Source organism: Clostridium cibarium (assembly GCF_014836335.1).
Lineage (GTDB): Bacteria > Bacillota > Clostridia > Clostridiales > Clostridiaceae > Clostridium > Clostridium cibarium.
On sequence record NZ_JACSRA010000003.1, the window covers coordinates 48,567 to 68,489 of the forward strand.

The 19,923-nt window shown below is 28.8% G+C and carries 20 protein-coding genes; 14 read left to right on the plus strand and 6 right to left on the minus strand.

Going from position 1 to position 19,923, the window contains the following annotated elements:
• The first annotated feature begins 138 nt into the window (after nucleotides 1–138).
• The 5 genes from H9661_RS02515 (at nucleotide 139) to galU (ending at nucleotide 4,196) form a co-directional block, all read left to right on the plus strand.
• On the plus strand, nucleotides 139–495 hold the full coding sequence (locus H9661_RS02515) for a DMT family transporter (protein WP_191767640.1): 357 nt from the start codon (nucleotides 139–141) through the stop codon (nucleotides 493–495).
• Between the two features lie 299 nt (nucleotides 496–794).
• The gene (gene galE / locus H9661_RS02520; protein ID WP_191767641.1) at nucleotides 795–1,805 is read left to right on the plus strand and encodes a UDP-glucose 4-epimerase GalE; all 1,011 of its coding nucleotides are present in this window, start codon (nucleotides 795–797) and stop codon (nucleotides 1,803–1,805) included.
• A gap of 199 nt (nucleotides 1,806–2,004) precedes the next feature.
• Nucleotides 2,005–2,718: a glycosyltransferase family 2 protein gene (locus H9661_RS02525; RefSeq protein ID WP_191767642.1), complete on the plus strand. Its 714-nt coding sequence runs from the start codon at nucleotides 2,005–2,007 to the stop codon at nucleotides 2,716–2,718.
• Between the two features lie 24 nt (nucleotides 2,719–2,742).
• Entirely contained in the window at nucleotides 2,743–3,087 is a 345-nt protein-coding gene (locus H9661_RS02530) for a DUF2304 domain-containing protein (RefSeq protein ID WP_143316594.1), read from the plus strand.
• Nucleotides 3,088–3,326: 239 nt separating this feature from the next.
• On the plus strand, nucleotides 3,327–4,196 hold the full coding sequence (gene galU / locus H9661_RS02535) for a UTP--glucose-1-phosphate uridylyltransferase GalU (protein WP_191767643.1): 870 nt from the start codon (nucleotides 3,327–3,329) through the stop codon (nucleotides 4,194–4,196).
• A 46-nt stretch (nucleotides 4,197–4,242) separates the two neighbouring features.
• On the opposite strand, the gene H9661_RS02540 is transcribed toward galU, so the two are convergent.
• Both H9661_RS02540 and trpS read right to left on the minus strand, forming a co-directional pair.
• Nucleotides 4,243–5,478, minus strand: coding sequence for an O-antigen ligase family protein (locus H9661_RS02540; RefSeq protein ID WP_191767644.1), 1,236 nt, complete (start codon nucleotides 5,476–5,478; stop codon nucleotides 4,243–4,245).
• Nucleotides 5,479–5,569: 91 nt separating this feature from the next.
• Nucleotides 5,570–6,583: a tryptophan--tRNA ligase gene (gene trpS / locus H9661_RS02545; protein ID WP_143316597.1), complete on the minus strand. Its 1,014-nt coding sequence runs from the start codon at nucleotides 6,581–6,583 to the stop codon at nucleotides 5,570–5,572.
• A gap of 464 nt (nucleotides 6,584–7,047) precedes the next feature.
• Here trpS and H9661_RS02550 point away from each other — a divergent pair, with 464 nt between their 5' ends.
• Nucleotides 7,048–7,557, plus strand: coding sequence for an ECF transporter S component (locus H9661_RS02550; protein WP_243129598.1), 510 nt, complete (start codon nucleotides 7,048–7,050; stop codon nucleotides 7,555–7,557).
• Between the two features lie 42 nt (nucleotides 7,558–7,599).
• On the opposite strand, the gene H9661_RS02555 is transcribed toward H9661_RS02550, so the two are convergent.
• The gene (locus H9661_RS02555; RefSeq protein ID WP_143316599.1) at nucleotides 7,600–7,761 is read right to left on the minus strand and encodes a zinc-ribbon domain-containing protein; all 162 of its coding nucleotides are present in this window, start codon (nucleotides 7,759–7,761) and stop codon (nucleotides 7,600–7,602) included.
• A 142-nt stretch (nucleotides 7,762–7,903) separates the two neighbouring features.
• Nucleotides 7,904–8,980 carry an endospore germination permease gene (locus H9661_RS02560; RefSeq protein ID WP_243240325.1) on the minus strand — a complete coding sequence of 359 codons (1,077 nt, stop codon included), beginning with the start codon at nucleotides 8,978–8,980 and terminating at the stop codon, nucleotides 7,904–7,906.
• 113 nt (nucleotides 8,981–9,093) lie between these two features.
• Here H9661_RS02560 and H9661_RS02565 point away from each other — a divergent pair, with 113 nt between their 5' ends.
• The 8 genes from H9661_RS02565 (at nucleotide 9,094) to H9661_RS02600 (ending at nucleotide 18,057) form a co-directional block, all read left to right on the plus strand.
• Entirely contained in the window at nucleotides 9,094–10,515 is a 1,422-nt protein-coding gene (locus H9661_RS02565; protein WP_191767646.1) for a spore germination protein, read from the plus strand.
• Nucleotides 10,496–11,611: a Ger(x)C family spore germination protein gene (locus tag H9661_RS02570; protein WP_185966794.1), complete on the plus strand. Its 1,116-nt coding sequence runs from the start codon at nucleotides 10,496–10,498 to the stop codon at nucleotides 11,609–11,611. Before H9661_RS02565 ends, H9661_RS02570 begins: the two co-directional genes overlap by 20 nt.
• 122 nt (nucleotides 11,612–11,733) lie before the next feature.
• The gene (locus H9661_RS02575) at nucleotides 11,734–12,807 is read left to right on the plus strand and encodes a sensor domain-containing diguanylate cyclase (RefSeq protein WP_143316603.1); all 1,074 of its coding nucleotides are present in this window, start codon (nucleotides 11,734–11,736) and stop codon (nucleotides 12,805–12,807) included.
• Between the two features lie 270 nt (nucleotides 12,808–13,077).
• The gene (locus H9661_RS02580) at nucleotides 13,078–13,488 is read left to right on the plus strand and encodes a hypothetical protein (protein WP_143316604.1); all 411 of its coding nucleotides are present in this window, start codon (nucleotides 13,078–13,080) and stop codon (nucleotides 13,486–13,488) included.
• A gap of 170 nt (nucleotides 13,489–13,658) precedes the next feature.
• Entirely contained in the window at nucleotides 13,659–14,879 is a 1,221-nt protein-coding gene (gene tyrS / locus H9661_RS02585; protein ID WP_143316605.1) for a tyrosine--tRNA ligase, read from the plus strand.
• A gap of 166 nt (nucleotides 14,880–15,045) precedes the next feature.
• A complete protein-coding gene (locus tag H9661_RS02590) occupies nucleotides 15,046–17,019 on the plus strand; it encodes a flagellar hook-length control protein FliK (protein WP_191767647.1) in 1,974 nt (657 codons plus the stop codon).
• Nucleotides 17,020–17,092: 73 nt separating this feature from the next.
• On the plus strand, nucleotides 17,093–17,356 hold the full coding sequence (locus H9661_RS02595) for an EscU/YscU/HrcU family type III secretion system export apparatus switch protein (RefSeq protein ID WP_143316607.1): 264 nt from the start codon (nucleotides 17,093–17,095) through the stop codon (nucleotides 17,354–17,356).
• Nucleotides 17,357–17,364: 8 nt separating this feature from the next.
• Nucleotides 17,365–18,057 (plus strand): metallophosphoesterase, encoded by a 693-nt coding sequence (locus tag H9661_RS02600; RefSeq protein WP_191767648.1) that lies wholly within the window; start codon nucleotides 17,365–17,367, stop codon nucleotides 18,055–18,057.
• A gap of 83 nt (nucleotides 18,058–18,140) precedes the next feature.
• Here the strand turns inward: H9661_RS02600 and H9661_RS02605 are convergent, their stop codons facing one another.
• Nucleotides 18,141–19,109, minus strand: a complete 969-nt coding sequence (locus H9661_RS02605; RefSeq protein ID WP_143316609.1) for a methyl-accepting chemotaxis protein — start codon at nucleotides 19,107–19,109, stop codon at nucleotides 18,141–18,143.
• An 80-nt stretch (nucleotides 19,110–19,189) separates the two neighbouring features.
• The gene (locus H9661_RS02610; RefSeq protein ID WP_143316610.1) at nucleotides 19,190–19,870 is read right to left on the minus strand and encodes a DUF2225 domain-containing protein; all 681 of its coding nucleotides are present in this window, start codon (nucleotides 19,868–19,870) and stop codon (nucleotides 19,190–19,192) included.
• Between the last annotated feature and the right edge of the window lie 53 nt (nucleotides 19,871–19,923).

A 19,923-nucleotide genomic window follows, 5' to 3' on the forward strand; every position in this document is an offset into this window, starting at 1 on the left:
TATAATTTGATTGATTGTTTTGTGTAAAAATGCAGGAATGCATTCTAAAATGTTAATTATAGATTTGTAGTTATTTAGGGAAGAACAGAAATTTATTAGAGATGGAGAGAATAGAGGAGTTATATGAAGGAGGTAAGAATGGGAAATTATATAATAGTAGCAATATATCTAACACTTTCAGTAGCAGGGATGGTTCTATTTAAATTAGGATGTCAAAAAGACTTTTTGTTAAATGTATCTACGGGTGTTTTTAGCATGAAAATAAGTCTTTTGTCAATTGTGGGGTTATTATGTTATATTGGTAGCTTTTTGTTATATATGTTTTTGCTAACAATATTTGATATGTCATACATATATCCTATTACTACAGGAATAGTGCAAGTATTGACAGCTGTATTTGCTGTTTTTGTGTTTAATGAAGTCTTTACGGTTCACAAGGTTATAGGAACAATTTTTATATTAATTGGGGTAGTTTTAATTAGTATAAAAAAATAGAGTTGATATAATATTATATAAAAGCACGATAAGTGCTTTAATTTATTTTTAAGATATTTGTTATTTTGGAACTAAAAAAGTAGTTAAAGTATATGAGATATAGTAGCTAAGTGTAAGTGTGTAAACTTCACATATAGTATAAGTTATGGTAAAATAATTAGTAGGATATTTAAATTATAGAACTAATTTGTAAATATAAAGTTAAGAGATTATGTTGCAAATTGCAAATGATTTTGTGAGAGATAATTAGCTCGATGATTTTATTAGTAGCATAAGGTTTGATAGGAGTGGATAGTTAAATGGCTGTTTTAATTAGCGGAGGATTAGGATACATAGGAAGTCATACATCAATTGAAATATTAGAAGCAGGAATGGATGTTATAATTGTTGATAACTTATTTAATAGTAAGGAATTGGTTAAAGATAGAATTGAGCAAATAACGAAGAAAAAAGTAACTTACTATAATATTGATGAAACTGATGAAGAATCTTTAGAGGTAGTATTTAAAGAAAACAAGATTGATTCAGTAATACATTTTGCGGCATTAAAAGCTGTAGGTGAGTCTGTGGAAAAGCCATTAGAATATTATTATAATAATTTAATTAGTACTTTAGTAATACTAAAACTTATGAAAAAGTATGACGTTAAAGATTTTATATTTAGTTCATCAGCAACTGTATATGGAAATGCTGAAGTTATGCCTATAAAGGAAGATTTTTCATTATCGGTTACAAATCCTTATGGTAGAACAAAACTTATTATTGAGGATATGTTAAGGGATATTTATTATGCTGATAACACATGGAATATAGGAATTTTAAGATATTTTAATCCTGTAGGTGCACATATAAGTGGGTTAATTGGGGAAGAACCAAATGGAATACCAAATAATCTTATGCCATATATAACAAAAGTAGCTATTGGAGAGCTAAAAGAGGTTAGTGTATTTGGTAATGATTATGATACTGTAGATGGTACTGGTGTTAGAGATTACATACATGTAGTAGATTTGGCAAAAGGCCATGTTAAAGCACTACAAAAGTTGGCATCAAAACCAGGTTTGGTGACATACAATTTAGGTACAGGTAAAGGATATAGTGTAATTGAATTAATTAATGCATTTTCAAAGGCGTCAGGAAAAGATATACCATATAAAATAGTAGGAAGACGTGCTGGAGATGTAGCAAGTTGCTATGCAGATCCAACAAAAGCAAATGTAGAATTAAGTTGGAAAGCAGAAAAAGATATTAATGATATGTGTAAAGATTCTTGGAGATGGCAGAACAGTAATCCAGATGGATATAAATAAGAATTAGCAAATTTTTGTAGCTAAACATATTAAGTTTAACAAATTGAATAAGGTGAAGTTAGGTATTTAGCTGTTTAAATGCCTAGAGTTTTATATAGACAATAAATTAAAAAGGTGATATACTTTATTGGATATTTCGCAGTATCAAGAAGTAAATTTTAGTAATATATTTATGTTTTTATATAAATAGGAGGAACATATGAAGGAGCTATTGGTAATTGTACCAGCATATAATGAAGAAAAGAATATAGTGGGGGTAATCGATGAGCTTAAAAGAGATATTCCAGAGGCGGATATTTTAATTGTAAATGATTGTTCAACAGATAATACTTTAAATGTTATTAAGGAAAAAGAAGTAGATTATATTACAACTCCTTTTAATTTAAGGTATGCAGGTGGAGTGCAAACAGGGTTTAAATATGCATTACATAAAAATTACAAGTATGTAGCTCAATTCGATGGTGACGGCCAGCATGTAGCAAAAGAGTTAGCAAAGTTATATGAAATAGCTAAGTCTGATGAATGTGATATTGTTATAGGATCAAGGTTTTTAGAAGAAACTGATTATAATCATGCATTTTTTAGAAAAATAGGGACATCAATATTCCAAAAGATAATAAAGATGGCATGTAAAAGAGAAATAACAGATCCTACATCTGGGTTACAAGTTTTAAATAGAAAAGTATATGAGAAGTATTCTAAAATCAATAATTATCCTGAGTACCCTGATGCCAATTTAATAATAGAAATGCTTTTGCAAGGATATTCTATAAAAGAAGCACCAGTTAAAATGAAGGAAAGAATTTATGGGGAAAGTATGCATACGGGTATTTGGTCGCCTATTTCTTATATGGTAGGAATGTTTTATAGCATTTTTTTAATTTTAATAAAACACAAGAGATTAAAAAATTAGCTTTATAGAAAGAAGGAGATACAAATGTTAGCAAGTATATTTTTTATTATAGTAGCAATACTTTTTATGATATCAATAATATCAAAGGTTAAGAAAAAGAAGTTTTTTGAAAGAGATAGCTTTTTATGGATGCTAGGGTCAATAGTTGTGTTAATACTTGCAATTTTCCCTAATCTTATAATATATCTATCAAATTTGATAGGAATAGAATATGCACCATCATTATTGTTTTTAGTGGCTATAGTATTTATACTACATTTGCTATTTAGACAAAATGAGCAAGTTAGTTTACTTAAAGAACAAGTAAAAGATTTAGGACAAAGAGTAGTAATATTAGAAAAAATTATAGATGAAAACAGAATAAAATAAATAGAAAACAGATTTTAACAATCTGTTTTTATTTATTTATTTTTAAGTATCATTAATCCAGTAGCTATAATTAATGGTGCTGTTTGAACTTCAATGCGATATAATATATGCATTTGGATTACAATAAAAAATGACATTGCAAAAACCTAAAATTTTATATTGTTTTTAATTCAATTAACATACACTTTGAGTTATGTTAGAATATATTTAGTGATATGAGATGTAAAGGAGATATTATTATGAAAGTGAAAAAAGCTATTATACCTGCAGCAGGACTGGGGACAAGATTTTTGCCAGCCACTAAGGCTCAACCAAAGGAAATGTTACCTATAGTTGATAAACCAACAATACAATTTATCATAGAGGAAGCTATAGCTTCTGGAATAGAAGAGATATTAATAATTACTGGAAGAAATAAAAAGTGTATAGAAGATCATTTTGATAAATCAGTTGAACTAGAAATGGAATTGGAGAAGACAGGGAAGTCAGAGCTATTAGAGGTAGTAAGAGATATATCAGATATGGTAGATATTCATTACATAAGACAAAAAGAACCTAAAGGGTTAGGGCATGCTATACATTGTGCAAAGACTTTCGTAGGTAATGAACCTTTTGCAGTATTATTAGGTGATGATGTTGTTGATAGTGAAGTGCCATGTTTAAAGCAACTTATAGATTGTTATAGTGAATATAAAACAACAATCCTTGGAGTTCAAACAGTACCAAATGAAGATGTATCAAAGTATGGAATTGTAGATGGAATTCATATAGAAGATAGGGTATATAAGGTTAAAGATTTGATAGAGAAGCCATCAGAAGATGATGCACCAAGTAATGTTGCTATTCTAGGAAGATATATAATAACACCACAAATATTTGAAATATTAGAGAATACAAATCCAGGCAAGGGTGGGGAAATTCAATTAACAGATGCATTGAAGACATTAATTAGTCAAGAAGCCATGTATGCTTATAATTTTGAAGGAAGAAGATATGATGTTGGAGATAAACTTGGTTTCTTACAAGCTACTATTGAATATGCATTAAGAAAACCAGAATTAAGAGATGGGTTTATAGATTATTTAAACACTAAGCCATGGGAAAAATAAAAAGTAAGGATTTAATATATAATTTCATATATTAAATCCTTTGCTTTTATAATCTATTCTTTTTAGACTTAATTGAGATAAAATATCCTAGATAGGTCCAGAAAATAAAAGATATAAAACTTACAATATATATTAGGTTACTTTCAAATAAATTAACAAAAACAGAGCCGACTAATAAGGAAAATATAGTGAAATCAATCTTTTTCATATTTCCATAAGATCGATCTAAAATCTTAATTAAATATGAGAATGAAAATAATATTATAGATAAGAATACTATTAATGCAATTAATCCATTGGCTGTTAATATTTGTAGGAATATATTATGCAGTCCACCTGATTCTATTCCTGGTAATACTACACCTGGTCTAGCAGCATAAACAGTATTAACCAAAGCGGCATTTCCTACCCCAAATATAGGATTGTTTTTAATAACTAGCCAAGCTGAATACCACAGTTCATTTCTTGCAGATAGTAAATCATATAGTTTTTCATGAAATATAGCAAAACTCACTATACCTAATATAGCAGGCAAGATAATAAGTGCTCTTCTAAAATATTTGTTTTTAATTCTCATAAATACTAAGACAAAAGGAATTGCAATAATTAGAAAATATGCACTTCTGCCTCCTGAATATATAAATGGCAACAACTGAGACACTATGTTAATTACATAAAAAGTTTTTACTTTTAAATTACTATTTCTATTTTTTAGTAGTAAAAAATATGTTACTACTAAGCCAATACCTGAAGCTATAGCAAGGGCATTCTTATATATATACAAACCTTGAAACCCCTTACCATCACCAGCACCATAGATTACTTCATTAATTGTAAAGCTTATTCCGGAGAAGAATAAGATGTTTGAAGCAATAGAAAAAATAAAAGTGAATATCGATATAAAATGTGAGAATATATTTAATTCTTTTTGTAATTGTTTTTCGGTTTTATCTAAGTTGATAAAAAATATTCCAAGTAGAATTATACAGTTTTCAATCCATATTTTTAAGTTTTCAGTTGACTTATAAAAAAACAAGTTGGAAAATAACGTAATCATTAAAAATGTAAATAACGCTAATTCAATTAAGTTAGGTCTTCTTTTTATTATTTTTACTGAATGAATTAAGACTAATAGTAGTCCCCATACAATTGCAACCTTTGGAAATATACTTGAAATATAAGGTATTTCCTTTAAAATTGTTACAAAACATAAACTTATAAATAAATAAAATAAGCAAAAATAAATATTGTTGCTTAGAAAATTTTTGATTTTATCTAACATGGTAAATCTCTCTTTCTAATTTTATTAACATACATAATTATACTTTAGTAATAATTAAATTACAAAGGAAAAAAACCCGCTAAGCGGATTTTTATCTAGGGATCATACCTATTTTCTTTTGCATTTTTCTAAGTGTCTTATTTGCTACATAAGAAGCTTTTTGAGCTCCTTCCTTATAAATAGACTCTAAATAAGACTTGTCTTTTAAAAGTTCTTGAACCTTTTTTTGGATAGGTTCAAGTTCGGCAACTACTGCATCAGCAACATCAGATTTTAAATCGGAATATCCTTTTCCTTTATAATAAGAAACTAATTCTTCAGGAGAAGTTCTTTTTATAGCAGATAGTATATTTAAAAGATTCTTAACGCCTGGTTGATCATCAGTATAATTTACAATACCTAAACTATCAGTAACAGCTCTACTGATTTTTTTTCTAATAACCTCAGGAGGATCCATAATAAGTATAATGGAGTTTGGATTATCTGAGGATTTTGACATCTTTTTAAGAGGTTCTTGTAAATCCATAATCTTTGCACCTTCTTTTGGTATGTATCCTTCTGGAATCTTGAATGTGTCACTGTAAGTACTGTTAAATCTTGTAGCGATATCTCTTGTAAGTTCTAGATGTTGAGTTTGATCTTTTCCTACTGGCACTAAATCAGTATTATATAAAAGAATATCAGCAGCCATAAGAGAAGGATAATTAAATAAACCAACTCCTATTGAGCTTCCCATTTTTTGAGATTTATCTTTATATTGAGTCATTCTACTTAGTTCACCCATGTATGTATTGCAAGTTAGAAGCCATGAGCATTCTGCATGAGCTGGAACATGGGATTGTATAAACAAAGTATTTTTCTCAGGAGAAATACCGGCAGCAATATATATAGATAATAATTCTAATGATCTTCTTCTTAAGTCAGCTGGTTTTTGACGAACAGTTATTGCGTGTAAATCAACGATGCAAAAGTAGCAATCATAATCATCTTGAAGTTTAACCCAATTTTTTAAAGCTCCTAAATAGTTTCCGAGAGTTAAATCTCCAGATGGTTGGATTCCACTAAAAATAACCTTTTTATTTTCATTATTAAGGTTTTCAGACACTAAAAACACCTCTTCCTAAAGCTTGATTAATACCTATATTATAGGATTTACCAATTTAACTGTCAATGAAATTAACAGTATATAAAAAAAGCTGATATAAAAAATCAGCTTTAGTAATGTCTCTTTTTTTCATAGATAGTAGAAGTAATAAAAGCTATAGTTGAAAGTGTAAGTATTACAAGAATTGAATATTCACCATAGCTTAGAATAAGCAGTGACAATAATAGGAAGATTATAATACCTAACATCCATTTGGCTATATTCATTAATTTCACTCCTCTTTAGTTTTACGGTTATATAAATTAGTATTACCATATTAAAATTAATAATACATTTTAATTATATCGGTACATTTGCAAATGGCTAAATCCTTGAATATAATGTTCTATATAATAAATAAGGGGGCATTATAATTGAAAAATATAAGAATTTTAAGTACAAGAGATTTAGTACTTACAGCATTAATGATAGCTTTAGTATTTATTGCAGGAAGCATAATTAAAGTACCAACAGTTGGAGGCTTCGTACATGTAGGAGATTGTATGGTTTTTTTATCAGTAGTTGTACTTGGTAAAAAGAAGGGAGCCATTGCAAGCGCTTTTGGAATGCTTTTAGTTGATGTGATAGGTGGTTATTTTATGTGGGCACCATTTACTTTTATAATAAAAGGTACTATGGCATATATATCAGGGGCAATAATAGAGAATATATTAAAAAGAAAAGATGATCATATTGGATTTAAGATTGAATATATTTTTGCTTTTATAGTAAGTGGAGTTTTTATGGTAGTTGGATATTTTTTTGCAGGTACAATACTTGCAGGTTTTTTAACAGAGAGACTTGGTCTTATGGAAGGATTGGCTTTCGCATTTAAGGATATATTAGGAAATATAGTTCAAGTTACTACAGGAATAATTATTTCAATACCGCTTAGTGCTATTATTCTTTCAGCCAAGAAAAAAGTCCTTAATTAATATAAGTGAAAAACTCTAGCGCGGTAAACGCTAGAGTTTTTTTTATCTTCTATTACTTAGTTTTTCAGCTTTCCTTGCTTTTCTGCAATCTGGACATCTTACAGGATCATTTTCAAATCCTTTTTCTTTAAAGAATTCCTGTTCCCCTACAGTAAATATGAATTCTTTCCCACAATCTTTACATGTTATTGTTTTGTCTTCCAAATTAAATTAACCTCCTTAAAATTCATGGGTAAATTGACTTTAATAATTCTAACCTTACCTGAATCTTAAGGAAAGGGTTAGGATCATAGAGAATTACCATAATATATATTTATAAAATTTATAGTCAGTAAAGATGATATATTCATTTTGCCTTACGAATACTTTTATCTTTCTTATAGTAATACATTATGAAAGTAATTACAGGAATAAATATAAATATGAATATATTTATAAATTGTAATGATTTCAATGAAGAAAATAAGAAATATTGATCTTCAGTAAGTTTAAATGATATTGTCAAAACTACTAGGCTATATAAAAATATAAATAGCTTCTTATCTTTAATTTTATCCTTATATAATAATATTATTCCATATGAAGCTAAAATATACTTAATAAACCACATACATACACTTCTAAATATATAAAATAGCTCACCAAATTCTAAAAATGAGGCAATTTGTACCCTTTGACCTTCTACATATTCAGGATAGAAAATATCTGAAGCCATTTCATGGCCAAAGAATGTAATAGCTGATAAAAATGAAAGAGTAATAATTATTCCACAAAATACAACTGAAATACTGCTATATTTTGATAAGGAAGCCTTTTTATTTAAGTATTCTAAATATGGCAATGTAATAGCTATAGAAGAAAATGATCCTAAAATAAGAAATAGTGAAATCCATTTGTCGTATGAAAATCCATTGTGTATTAAAGGAAGTAAAAAGCTAAAGTCTAAATATTTTAGAACTAAAAGTGTTAGTATAAAGTCTCCAATTATAACTAATGTAACAGTTACTATAATTAGGCTAAGAATAGAATTAAAATTTTTACTTAATATATAGCCTCCTGAAATTATAATGAACAGTAAACAATACCAAATAGGCGTCGATAGAAAGAAGTTACTATGGATAGAACTTGATACTACTGAACTTGATTCGATAGCTGCTAAAAGTAATCCTAGAGCAAATAATAATTTAAGAATATTTCCTAGAAACGTATAAGATGAATTACTAATTATGATATTTAAATTATAAGTGTCTGTAGCCTTGCATATCTTGGTTAATAGTAAAAAATAAAAAAGTATAATGGCGGATGCAATTAATGAAATAAGCCATGTATCTCTTCCACCGTGAGTTATAAAAATAGAAGAATAACTGCGTAACGCAATTGTAGATGTAGCTATTATAAAAAACATAAAATGTTTTGTTGACATTTTGTTCACAAAAACTCCTCCTTAGATTTATTAGTATTAATATTTAATTTTAGTATTCTCTAAAAAGGGAATATTAAACCTTTTTAGAGGGATAATATCTTTAGGTGATGATTATGATTGAAGATGTAAAGTATGTTAAAGATAAGTTCGAAGGTTCTTTTGACGTAAAGTATAGGGAAATTACAACGAGCCTAGGACAATGTACATTAGTGTTTATTGATGATTTGTGTAGTACTCAATTTATCAGTGAATACATTGTTACTCCATTAAAAAATAGGACTAATGAATGTAATGAAATAGAAGATATATTAACGAAGGTATTGAATATAAATATTGCTAATTATGCTAAAGGATTAGATGATGCGATATTACATATATTATCAGGGGATATAATCTTACTATTTCATGAATATGAAGAGATAATATATTGTGAAGTAAAGGGATTTGTTAGGAGAGGAATAGCGGTTCCTGTAACTGAATCTGTACTTAAGGGACCTAGAGAGGGATTTACAGAACTTTTTGTAGATAATGTATCATTAATTAGAAGGAAAATTAAAAATGCAAATTTGAAATTTGAGCCTCTGTATGTAGGGGAAAATAGTCAAACAGTTGTGTGCATATCTTACATTAAAGGTATTGCTCCTGAATATTTGATTGAGTATGTTAAATCAAAGGTTAAAAATCTAGATTTGAAATTTATTTTAGATACCAATTATATAGAAGATACTCTAAGAGAGAAAAATAGTGCCTTTGATACAGTTGGATATACTGAAAAACCAGATGAAGTTGCTGCTAGAATATTAGAAGGAAGGGTAGCTGTAATGGTTGATGGAACACCTTTTGTAATAACCTTACCATACTTTTTTTTAGAAAACTTTCAAGCTCCAGATGATTATTATACCAATAAGTATTTTGCTAATTTTACAAGATTACTAAGATGGATTTCTTTTTTTATTGCAACTTTTTTACCAGGTTTATATGTAGCTGTATTAACTCATCATTTCGCTCTTATACCATCCTTATTTATTTTTAGATTAGCTGTTGCTAGAGCTGGAGTGCCGCTTCCTACTATAGTTGAAGTCATAGTTATGATGATAGCCTTTCAGTTAATTAAAGAGGCAGGTTTAAGATTACCGCAGCCAATTGGTGGGGCAATGAGTATTGTTGCAGCATTAATACTTGGAGATGCTGTAGTAGGAGCAGGAATAGCTTCGAGAACAACAATAATAGTTGTTGCTGCAAGTACATTAAGTTATTTCCTAACACCTAAGTTATATGGCGCTATGTCTATATGGTCTATAGTAATTACTATAGTAAGTTCTTTATTTGGATTACCAGGATTTTTTATAATATCGCTAATATTGTTAGCAATGCTTGGGGAATTAGAAACTGGGGGATTTCCTTATCTGTTCCCAATTGGTAGTGTTACAAGTCATAAATTCAAAGATATTATATTTAGGGGGAATTTAAATAAAATTTCTAATAATGTTATAGAGAAAGGTAGGAAAGATGGAAATGAAGCGAAGGGTAATTAGTATTTTATTTGTGCTAATTTTATCAATAAATTTAGGTGGATGCTTTAACTATAGAGAAATAAATAGGATTACCTTTGCTACATCTGTCATTTTTGATGTTGATGAATACAATAATGTGATTTTATATTTGGATTGTATGAGACCCTATAGAGATGCAGGAGAAAGTTCGGATAAAGGTAAAAGAATATTATTTAAGGGTCAAGGAAAGACTGCACTTGAAGCGATAAGGGATATAAATATATCATCAAGCAATAGAATAGATTTAAGTCAGATAAGAGCATATATATTTACAGAAAAGGTAGTTCGAAAGGGAATAAAGAGTTATATTAATTTAATAAATAATAATCAACAATTGAGTTTTAAACCTTATATGTTTGTTTTTTATGGGGATATCGAAAATTTACTGAAGATAAGTAATAATGATGAAGAATATTTAGGGATGTATTTAGATGAACTTATAAATAGGAATGAGCATAATGGACGTATTATTAAGTCAAATGTAAAAGACTATATGACTGATAGATTAACTGGTGATAATGTTAGTCTTATGAGTGCCTTACAGGTTAAGAATGACGAAACTCAGAGTAAGATTCAGTTAAATGGAGGAGTTGTAATAAAGGAAAATCATATTGTAGATAGGCTAGAAGAAAAGGATGCTTTAACTTATAATATCTTAATGGATAACATTAGGGAAGGTACACTTGAAGTTCATAATCCAGAAGAGATAGATAAATTAATTACTCTTGATATATTGGAAGAGGATAATAATACTGGAATAACAATAGAAGGTGATGAAATAGTATTAGAGAAGGATATAAATATTAGAGCAGCCATAGGAGAGATTCAAGGAAAACTTATTGTAAATGATGATGTTATAAATCAAATTAAGGCTAATGAAGAGTGGAAGATTAAAAATTATCAAGAAGAACTGTTTAAAAATTATAAAGAAAAAGGGATAGATATATTTGGAGTTACTAGGTTGTTACAAGAAAAACATCCTAATGTGAATTTAGATAATGTATTATCTAGAACAAAGTTAAAAACAGAAGTAAATTTGATTATTGAAGGTAGCAATTTAGTTAAGGGCAGTATGTGATTAAAAAACAGATTAATTGAAAGTTTTTCGTATTGATATAGAAAAGGAAAAGGGGTATCATATAATTGATTACAAAATATGATTGTTTTAGAATATAATTACATATAAGGTTGGGTGGGAAAATGCAAGAGGATACCTTAAATTATGAAGAACTCAAATTAGAATTTGAGAACTATCAAACTAGTACTGAACTGCAACTACAAAAGCTATCCAAAAGAAATATTAAACTAGAAGAAGACATAAATGTTCTTGCAAATATTGTTGAGATAAGCAAGTATATTAATTCCTTTTTAAGTAATGAAAATTTGATTGCAATGATAAATGACATGGTGTTGGGACTATTAGGAGTAGCGTATTCTACAATATTTATTGAAGAAAACAACATGTTAGAAATCAAGGTGACAAACATTAAAGGAAAGAAACTTAAATTAACTAGAGAAGAAAAAGCTTATATTAATTCAGGTCAGAATTATTTGTTAAATTATAAAGATGGCATTAGAAAATATGATGGTAGTGAATTTACAATATGTTCAGTTATGGGAATGCCTATAAAATTAAGAGAAAAGTTTTTTGGTTTTATATTAGTAGAACATCACAGGTATAATTTTTTTACTAAGGAACATGCAAAATTTCTTAAGGCTATATCTAATCAAATAGCGATTGCTTTAGAAAATTCTATGTTATATAGAGAATTACAGGAAACTGTAAAGAGAGACCCGTTACTCGGAATATATAATAGGAGGCATTTTTTTGAATTAGTAGAGAAAAAGGTAGATGAAAATAAAGAAATGCCTTTTGCAACAATCATGATGGACTTAGATGACTTTAAGAAGATAAATGATGAGTGTGGACACCAGTTTGGAGATAAGGTTTTAATTGAAACAACAGAAATAATTAAAGTTCATCTTGAGCCTAAGGATATTTTAGCGCGATATGGAGGAGAAGAACTTATATTATTTATAGAAGGTTTTAATGATATAAAAGATGTTTATAATAAAGTAGAAAGTATTAGAAGTAGTGTTGAAAACAATATCATAAGGGGAGACTTTATTTCCAAAACTATTACTGTGAGCTTTGGAATAGGATATTGTCCTAGGGACGGTAGAAATGTAAATCAAGTTATAAAAAAAGCAGATACATTGTTATATAAGGGAAAAAAACTAGGAAAGAACAAAGTTCTATATAAGGATATGTAGTGATTAGATTAAAGATTATCTTAAAATAAGATAATCTTTTTTGATTGGAGAAAATAAAATTGTTTAGTATAAAATAATAGTAAATATTAAAGAATGTTAAGAATATATTATATAGAGTGAAAGAATTAAGATAACTGCGACTGGAATTAATAATTAAATATGTGGAGGTATTAATATTGAATACATAAAAATTAGGTCAATAAACATAGATATTAAGTTATAAACGATAATTAGTTATTGTTTAAAATATATTGAAAAGGAGTGGTCCTAATGATACAAGTATTCTGCAATAAAAGAGGGTCTGGAAAGACCAAGAATTTGATTAATCTAGCAAATGAGCAGTTAACTGAGGCAAAAGGGGATTCCGTATACATTGATGATGATAATAGACATATTAGTCAAATAAATAGGAGGATTAGGTTTATTAATACTAATGAGTTTAATATAACAGGCTATAATGAATTTTATGGTTTATTATGTGGGATTATATCAGAAAATTATGACGTGGAAAATATCTATATTGACGGTGTATTTAAAATTAATTCAGGCACTACAAAGGAGTCATCAGAGTGGTTTAAAAGAATTTATAAGTTAACAAAACAGTTTGAAATAAATATTTATATGAATATAAATTATGAAAATCAAGAGATACCTGATTTTATTAAAGAGTATGTAGCTTAGATTTGAAAGTAATTAAATTTAGATAGATAAGATAGAAGTAAAAGCTTCTATCTTTTTTGATTTGGAATAAGATTACTGAAGGGGATAAAAATACAAAGCATAAGTTGATAAAACTAGTCTTTGAGGTTATACTATATATTATGTATAAATTAAAAGCAGGAGGTAAAATAATGGCTAATGTATTAGATGAGTTATTAGAACGTGGATACATAAAGCAATTCACTCATGAAGCGGAGACAAGAGAATTGCTAGAAAAGGAGAAAATAACTTTTTATATAGGCTTTGATCCAACAGCAGATAGTCTACATGTTGGACATTTTATTGCTATGATGTTTATGGCTCATATGCAAAGAGCTGGACATAGACCTATTGCTTTACTAGGTGGGGGAACAGCTATGGTTGGAGACCCAAGTGGTAAAACTGATATGAGAAAGATGCTTACAAAAGAACAAATACAACATAATGTTGATTCAATAAAAAAACAAATGGAAAGATTCATAGATTTTTCAGATGATAAGGCTCTATTAGTGAATAATGCTGATTGGTTATTAGGTCTTAACTATGTTGATTTTCTAAGAGATGTAGGGACACACTTTTCAGTTAATAGAATGTTAAGCGCTGAGTGTTTTAAGCAAAGATTGGAAAGAGGATTATCATTCTTAGAATTTAATTACATGCTAATGCAAGGATATGATTTCTATGTGCTAAATCAAAAGTATGGATGTAAGATGGAACTTGGTGGAGATGATCAATGGTCCAATATGATAGCTGGTGTAGAATTAGTTAGAAGAAAGGCTCAGGGAGAAGCATTTGCTATGACATGCACACTTTTAACTAATAGCCAAGGTCAAAAAATGGGTAAAACTGTAGGGGGAGCTTTATGGTTAAACCCAGAAAAGACGTCTCCATTTGATTTTTATCAATATTGGAGAAATGTTGATGATGCAGATGTAGAAAAATGTTTAGCATTGTTAACTTTCTTACCTATGGATGAAGTTAGAAGATTAGGAGCTTTAAAGGATGCTGAGATTAATAAAGCTAAGATGATTTTAGCTTATGAAGTAACAAAGCTTGTACATGGTGAAGAAGAAGCTAAGAAGGCAGAAGAAGCTTCAAAAGCTCTATTCTCAGGGGGAGCAGACATGAGTAATGTTCCTACTGTTACAATTTCTAGAGATAAATTAGGTACGGAATTACTTGAAGTTCTTGTAGAAAATAAGATTGTGCCATCAAAAGCTGAGGGCAAAAGACTAATTCAGCAAGGAGGCCTTTCCGTAAATGGGGAAAAGGTTACAGACTTTAAGAGAGTTATAAACGATGAAGATTTTAATGATGGATTTGCGTTAATTAAAAGAGGAAAGAAGAATTATAATAAGATAGAACTAGCTTAGTTTATAGTGAAAAAGTGCTTAGATTAATTTCTAAGCTTTTTTCATATAACGCTAAAACAAACTAATTTCTTATAAAATGGGAAAAATAAATATAAATAATCACTTAATATTTAAGGAATTATATACGATAACTATAGTAATAAATTGGATTAAGGGGTAGGTATATATGCCAGCAATTTGGAATGTAGGTACGTTAAATCAGGCTAATGAAAAAAAGGTGTCAAGTAAGTTGACTTTTGAAGTAGGGGAATCATTTAAAGGTAGAATAGTTAGTGAAGGCGATGGAAATGAAGTTGTAGTAAAATTAACTGATGGATGGCAGTTTTCAGCAGAGCTAACGGGTGAGAATATTTCTAAAGATGGAAGAATGGTTCAATTTGAAGTTGAAGGTTTTGAAGATGGAAAGCTAAAACTAAAAATAGTAGAAGGGCAACAAGGAAAAGAAAAAACTTCATCCGGTGATATTGTAGATGATTTTTTAAATAAAGAAGGTATATCTAAGAGTGATTCTGATATATTGAAAGCAATGGTTAAACATAATATTCCGCTTACTAAGGAAAATATATCATTTGTTAAAAGTGTACTTACATTTAGTGGAAAGATAAGTAACAATTCAAATGAGATAGAACAATTCATAAATAAATTTATATCAGGGAGAGGAATAGATTTAGAAAGTGTAGAAGGGCAAAATATCAAATCTACTTTAAATAATTTTTTCGATAGCTTTAAAACAATGGGAGAAAAAGACATTTTACTTTTCTTAGAGAATGATATTGAATTTACGAAAGAGAACATAGATAGCTATAATAAGCTTTTTAAAGAAGATGGGAATATGAAAGAATTTTTTGAGAAGATTTCAAAAGAACTTGAAAAAATGGATCTACCTAAAGGTAATTTAGATGATATAAATTTAGAAGAGAATATAAATTCTAAGTCAATTGAGTCAGAAAATGAACAAAGTGTTTTATCAAAAAATATTGCATCGAAGATATATGACGCAAATGTTCCAACTAAAGAAAAGTTAAGTATTCTTTCATTGATTAAGTCAATAAGTGGTAATGAAATGGAACTTGTAAAGGATTCGTTTAAAGACATAATAAAAGAAACAAAAAATAACTTTAATAGTAGTGAAGTTAAAGGTATGCTTGTAAAATTAGAATCTATGACAGATGAAGATATAATGAATAGCATTAAAAAGACTATAGCAAATGAGGGGATTACAAAGGATTCAATTGATAAAGTTGTATCAAATATATTAGGTAAAGAAGTTCATCTATCAGAGAGCAGTTCTGAAAAATTAATGGATATTATTAATCTTAAATTAAGTGAAGAAAAGCCTTCAACTAAGGAAAATGGCGGAGCTAACACTAGCAATAATAATATTATTAATAATGGAAAAACTACTGAAGAAGGTAATTCTGTAAAACAAGGAGCGACTTCAACTAAAATTAATGAAGCTTTTTCTACGACCGCAAAAGTTAGCAAAGAAGATATAATACAGAACAAGGGAATTCAGAATTCCAATATAGCAGATAAAAAGGCTGTAATTAATGAAGCCATAAAGAATAATAGTATCCAGACAAATTCATCTTCAACAGAGATAGTTAAAAGTGAATTAAATCAAAAGATTGAGAATATGAAGGAGATAATAAAGGATATTATGATACATACTCAACTTAAAGGTGAGGGTATGGAGAAGGTGATGGATTTTATTAAGAGTAATATAAATGATTTTAAAATGTTAAATTCTATAAGCAATGAGTATTATTATTTGGATGTACCTGTAAATAAGTCAGGAAAAGAGTATCCTTGTAAGCTTATAATAAAGGATAATAGAAAAGATAATAAGAAAATTGATAAAACTAATGTTAAGGTAGTGGTGGCTGTTAAAACATTAAATATAGGAACGGTAGACGGATATTTAACAGTGCATGATAAAAATCTTACAGTAGATTTAAAATGTGAAGAACAATTTGTTAAACCAATAGAATTGAGTAAGGATAAGCTAGTTAAAATGTTACAGGAAATTGGTTTCTTTGTTAATATTACAGTAAGCAAAAAGATTGAGGAAGTTAATTTGACTAGTTGTAGGGATTTCTTTGATAAATCTAATCAAAATGCAATTGATATAAAGGTTTAATGAAGAATGTGTTGACCTAATATCATTTAAGATATAAGATAAGTAGAGAAATAAAAGTAGGAGGGGTGATAATGTGAAGCAAAGAAGAAAGGCTGCGGCTTTAAGTTATGAACAGAATTTTGAGGCTCCAGTAGTTACAGCAGCAGGTATGGGTTTAATAGCAGAGAAAATTATTGAAAAGGCTGAAGAAAATGATGTTCCAGTTGTATATAATAAAGAGTTAACAGATCTATTATGTAATGTAGATGTTGGAGATTCCATACCACCAGAATTATATGAAGCTGTTGCTCATGTTATTGCCTATGTTACAGATTTAGATAAAATACTAGAAAGGTGATTAGCTTAATGGCACTTTACGCTATATCAGATTTACATCTGGCATTTAATGATGATAAACCAATGGATATTTTCGGTGAGAAATGGAATGAACATCATAAAAAAATAAAAGAAAATTGGATAACAAAAGTAAAAGATGAAGATACAGTTCTGATAGCTGGAGATATTTCATGGGCTATGAGAGCTGAAGATAGTTTGACGGATTTGGAATGGATAGATAATTTGCCAGGTAAGAAGATTATTTCTAAAGGTAATCATGACTATTGGTGGGGAAGCATAAGTAAGTTAAATTCTATGTTTGAAAAAACAAAATTCTTACAAAACAACTTTTTTGTGTATAGAGATTATGCTATATGTGGAACTAGAGGTTGGATATGTCCTGGTACAGATAGATTTACTGAAAAAGATAAAAAGATATATTTGAGAGAATTAATTAGGCTAAAACTTTCTTTAGATGAAGCAAAGAAAGCTGGTTATAGTAAAATAATAGCTATGCTCCATTATCCACCAACGAATGAAAAATTTGAAGAATCAGGATTTACTAGTGTTATGGAAGAGTATGTTGTGGAAAAGGTTATATATGGGCATCTTCATGGACCTTCATTAAATAGAGTTCTAAATGGTTACTTTAATGAAGTGGAGTATATAATGACATCAGCAGATTTTATAGATTTTAATCCTAAGATGATTATAGATGATTAAATGAAAAGGCTGTTTTAGTAGAAAACAAATCTAACTAAAACAGCCTTTTTATGAGATGAATTATCTAACAATAAAGATAGAAATTAGTTCTCATCTGTTAATTTGTTAACTAATGAAGATAAGGTTTTATTAAAATCATCGACATTAGTTGCTTGCATATCCATTGTAGCAGCGATCTCTTCAGCAAGAGCAGTGTGCTCTTGAGATATTGAATTTGCAGCTTCCACAGAAGTTAGAACTTCATCTTTTTGAGCTGCAGCCATAGCCAAGTTTTCGATACAATCATTTATTTCAGTTGTGGCCCCATCTATAGAAGTTTTAATACTATTAAAACTATCTTTAGTCTCTAATAAAGTAGATTGTTGGATATTTATAGCCTCATTACCAGCATTCATTGCATTAGATGCGTTTATTATGTCAGTTTTTATTTCATCTAATATTTTGGTAATACTTTGAACTGCTTGTTTTGAGTTTTCTGCTAACTTTCTAACTTCACCAGCAACTACTGAAAAGCCTTTACCAGCTTCTCCAGCTCTTGCAGCTTCAATAGCAGCATTTAATGATAATAAATTTGTTTGACTAGCTATTTGGCTTATTGAATCAGTAATACTATTAACAGATTCAAGTTTTGAGACTAGTTCGTTTACAGTTGAGCTAGAACTAGTAAATGCACTTTGAAGGTCATTCAAAGAGGAATCTAGTTTTTCAATTTTACTAATGCCTTCATTAGACAAAGAATCAGTATCAAAAACTGCAATTTGAACGTTAGTTATATTGTAAGCTAACTTTTCCATACTACCACTAAAATCTCTAAGGAGACTAGTTGCACTATCCATTTCTTGACTTTGCTTAACCGTTGCATTACTTAGTGTGCTTGCAGAATCAGAAATGTCATTGATTGAATGTGCGATATTATCGCTTGTAGTTTTTAATATATTGACTTCAGAAACAATATCTTGCGAAATTCCTGAAGGTTTTGTAATTACCTCTTTAGTATCATTATTTATGGTACTACTAGTATTAGTGGCTTCATTCTTAGTAAAAAGACCCATAAAAATCTCCCCCTCTTTGTCTGGATGTATATATTATATCATAATAATATATTCGGATAAAAATAAAATTTCTGAATATTCTATATCATATTGTTTTTAAGTGAATCCTTGCCATTTCTGGCTAAGTCCTTAAGTTTCTGAGAAGCGCCTACAGTAGAAAATACCTTAGAATACCATGTTAGAGCTTCCTTTTCGTTATTAGTCCTTCTATAAAGTTCCCCAATTAAATATGAGATAGAATCTCTTTGCATACCGTAAATTGGGAAATCCTCCATACTATATGCATCTAAAAAGGCAGTTATAGATTGTTTTAAAAATGCCATTTCCTTCTCTACATCTTTTTTTAGTCTATACATCCATGCTAATTTTAGCAAAATCATAGCTTTTGTACTATTAGGCTTCTCAATAATCATAGATGTTACAAGAGCTAATTTATATCTTTCTATTGCATTATCTACAGTTAAGCTTTCAGGATAAACTCTTGGGGTCCATTTTTTAGTTATACCGTCAAGCACAAGTTCCTTTTGGAAGCTTTTTATCTTTGGGAAATCTGCTTTCATAGAGGAATATCCACAATGATTGCACATCCAAACGTCGTAAAAATAAGGATTTACTACTGAATATCTTATGAAAAAGTCAGAGTCCTTGGATGTAATTCTCGGAGAATTAACCTTTACAATTTTCACCTTGAATTTGTTTTCACATATTGGACAGACAATTTCTTTATCATATGTATGTTTTAGTACATCGTTATCAGTCATTTCTATTACCTTTCAATTTACATAATTTTTATAATGCAATTATAACATAATTT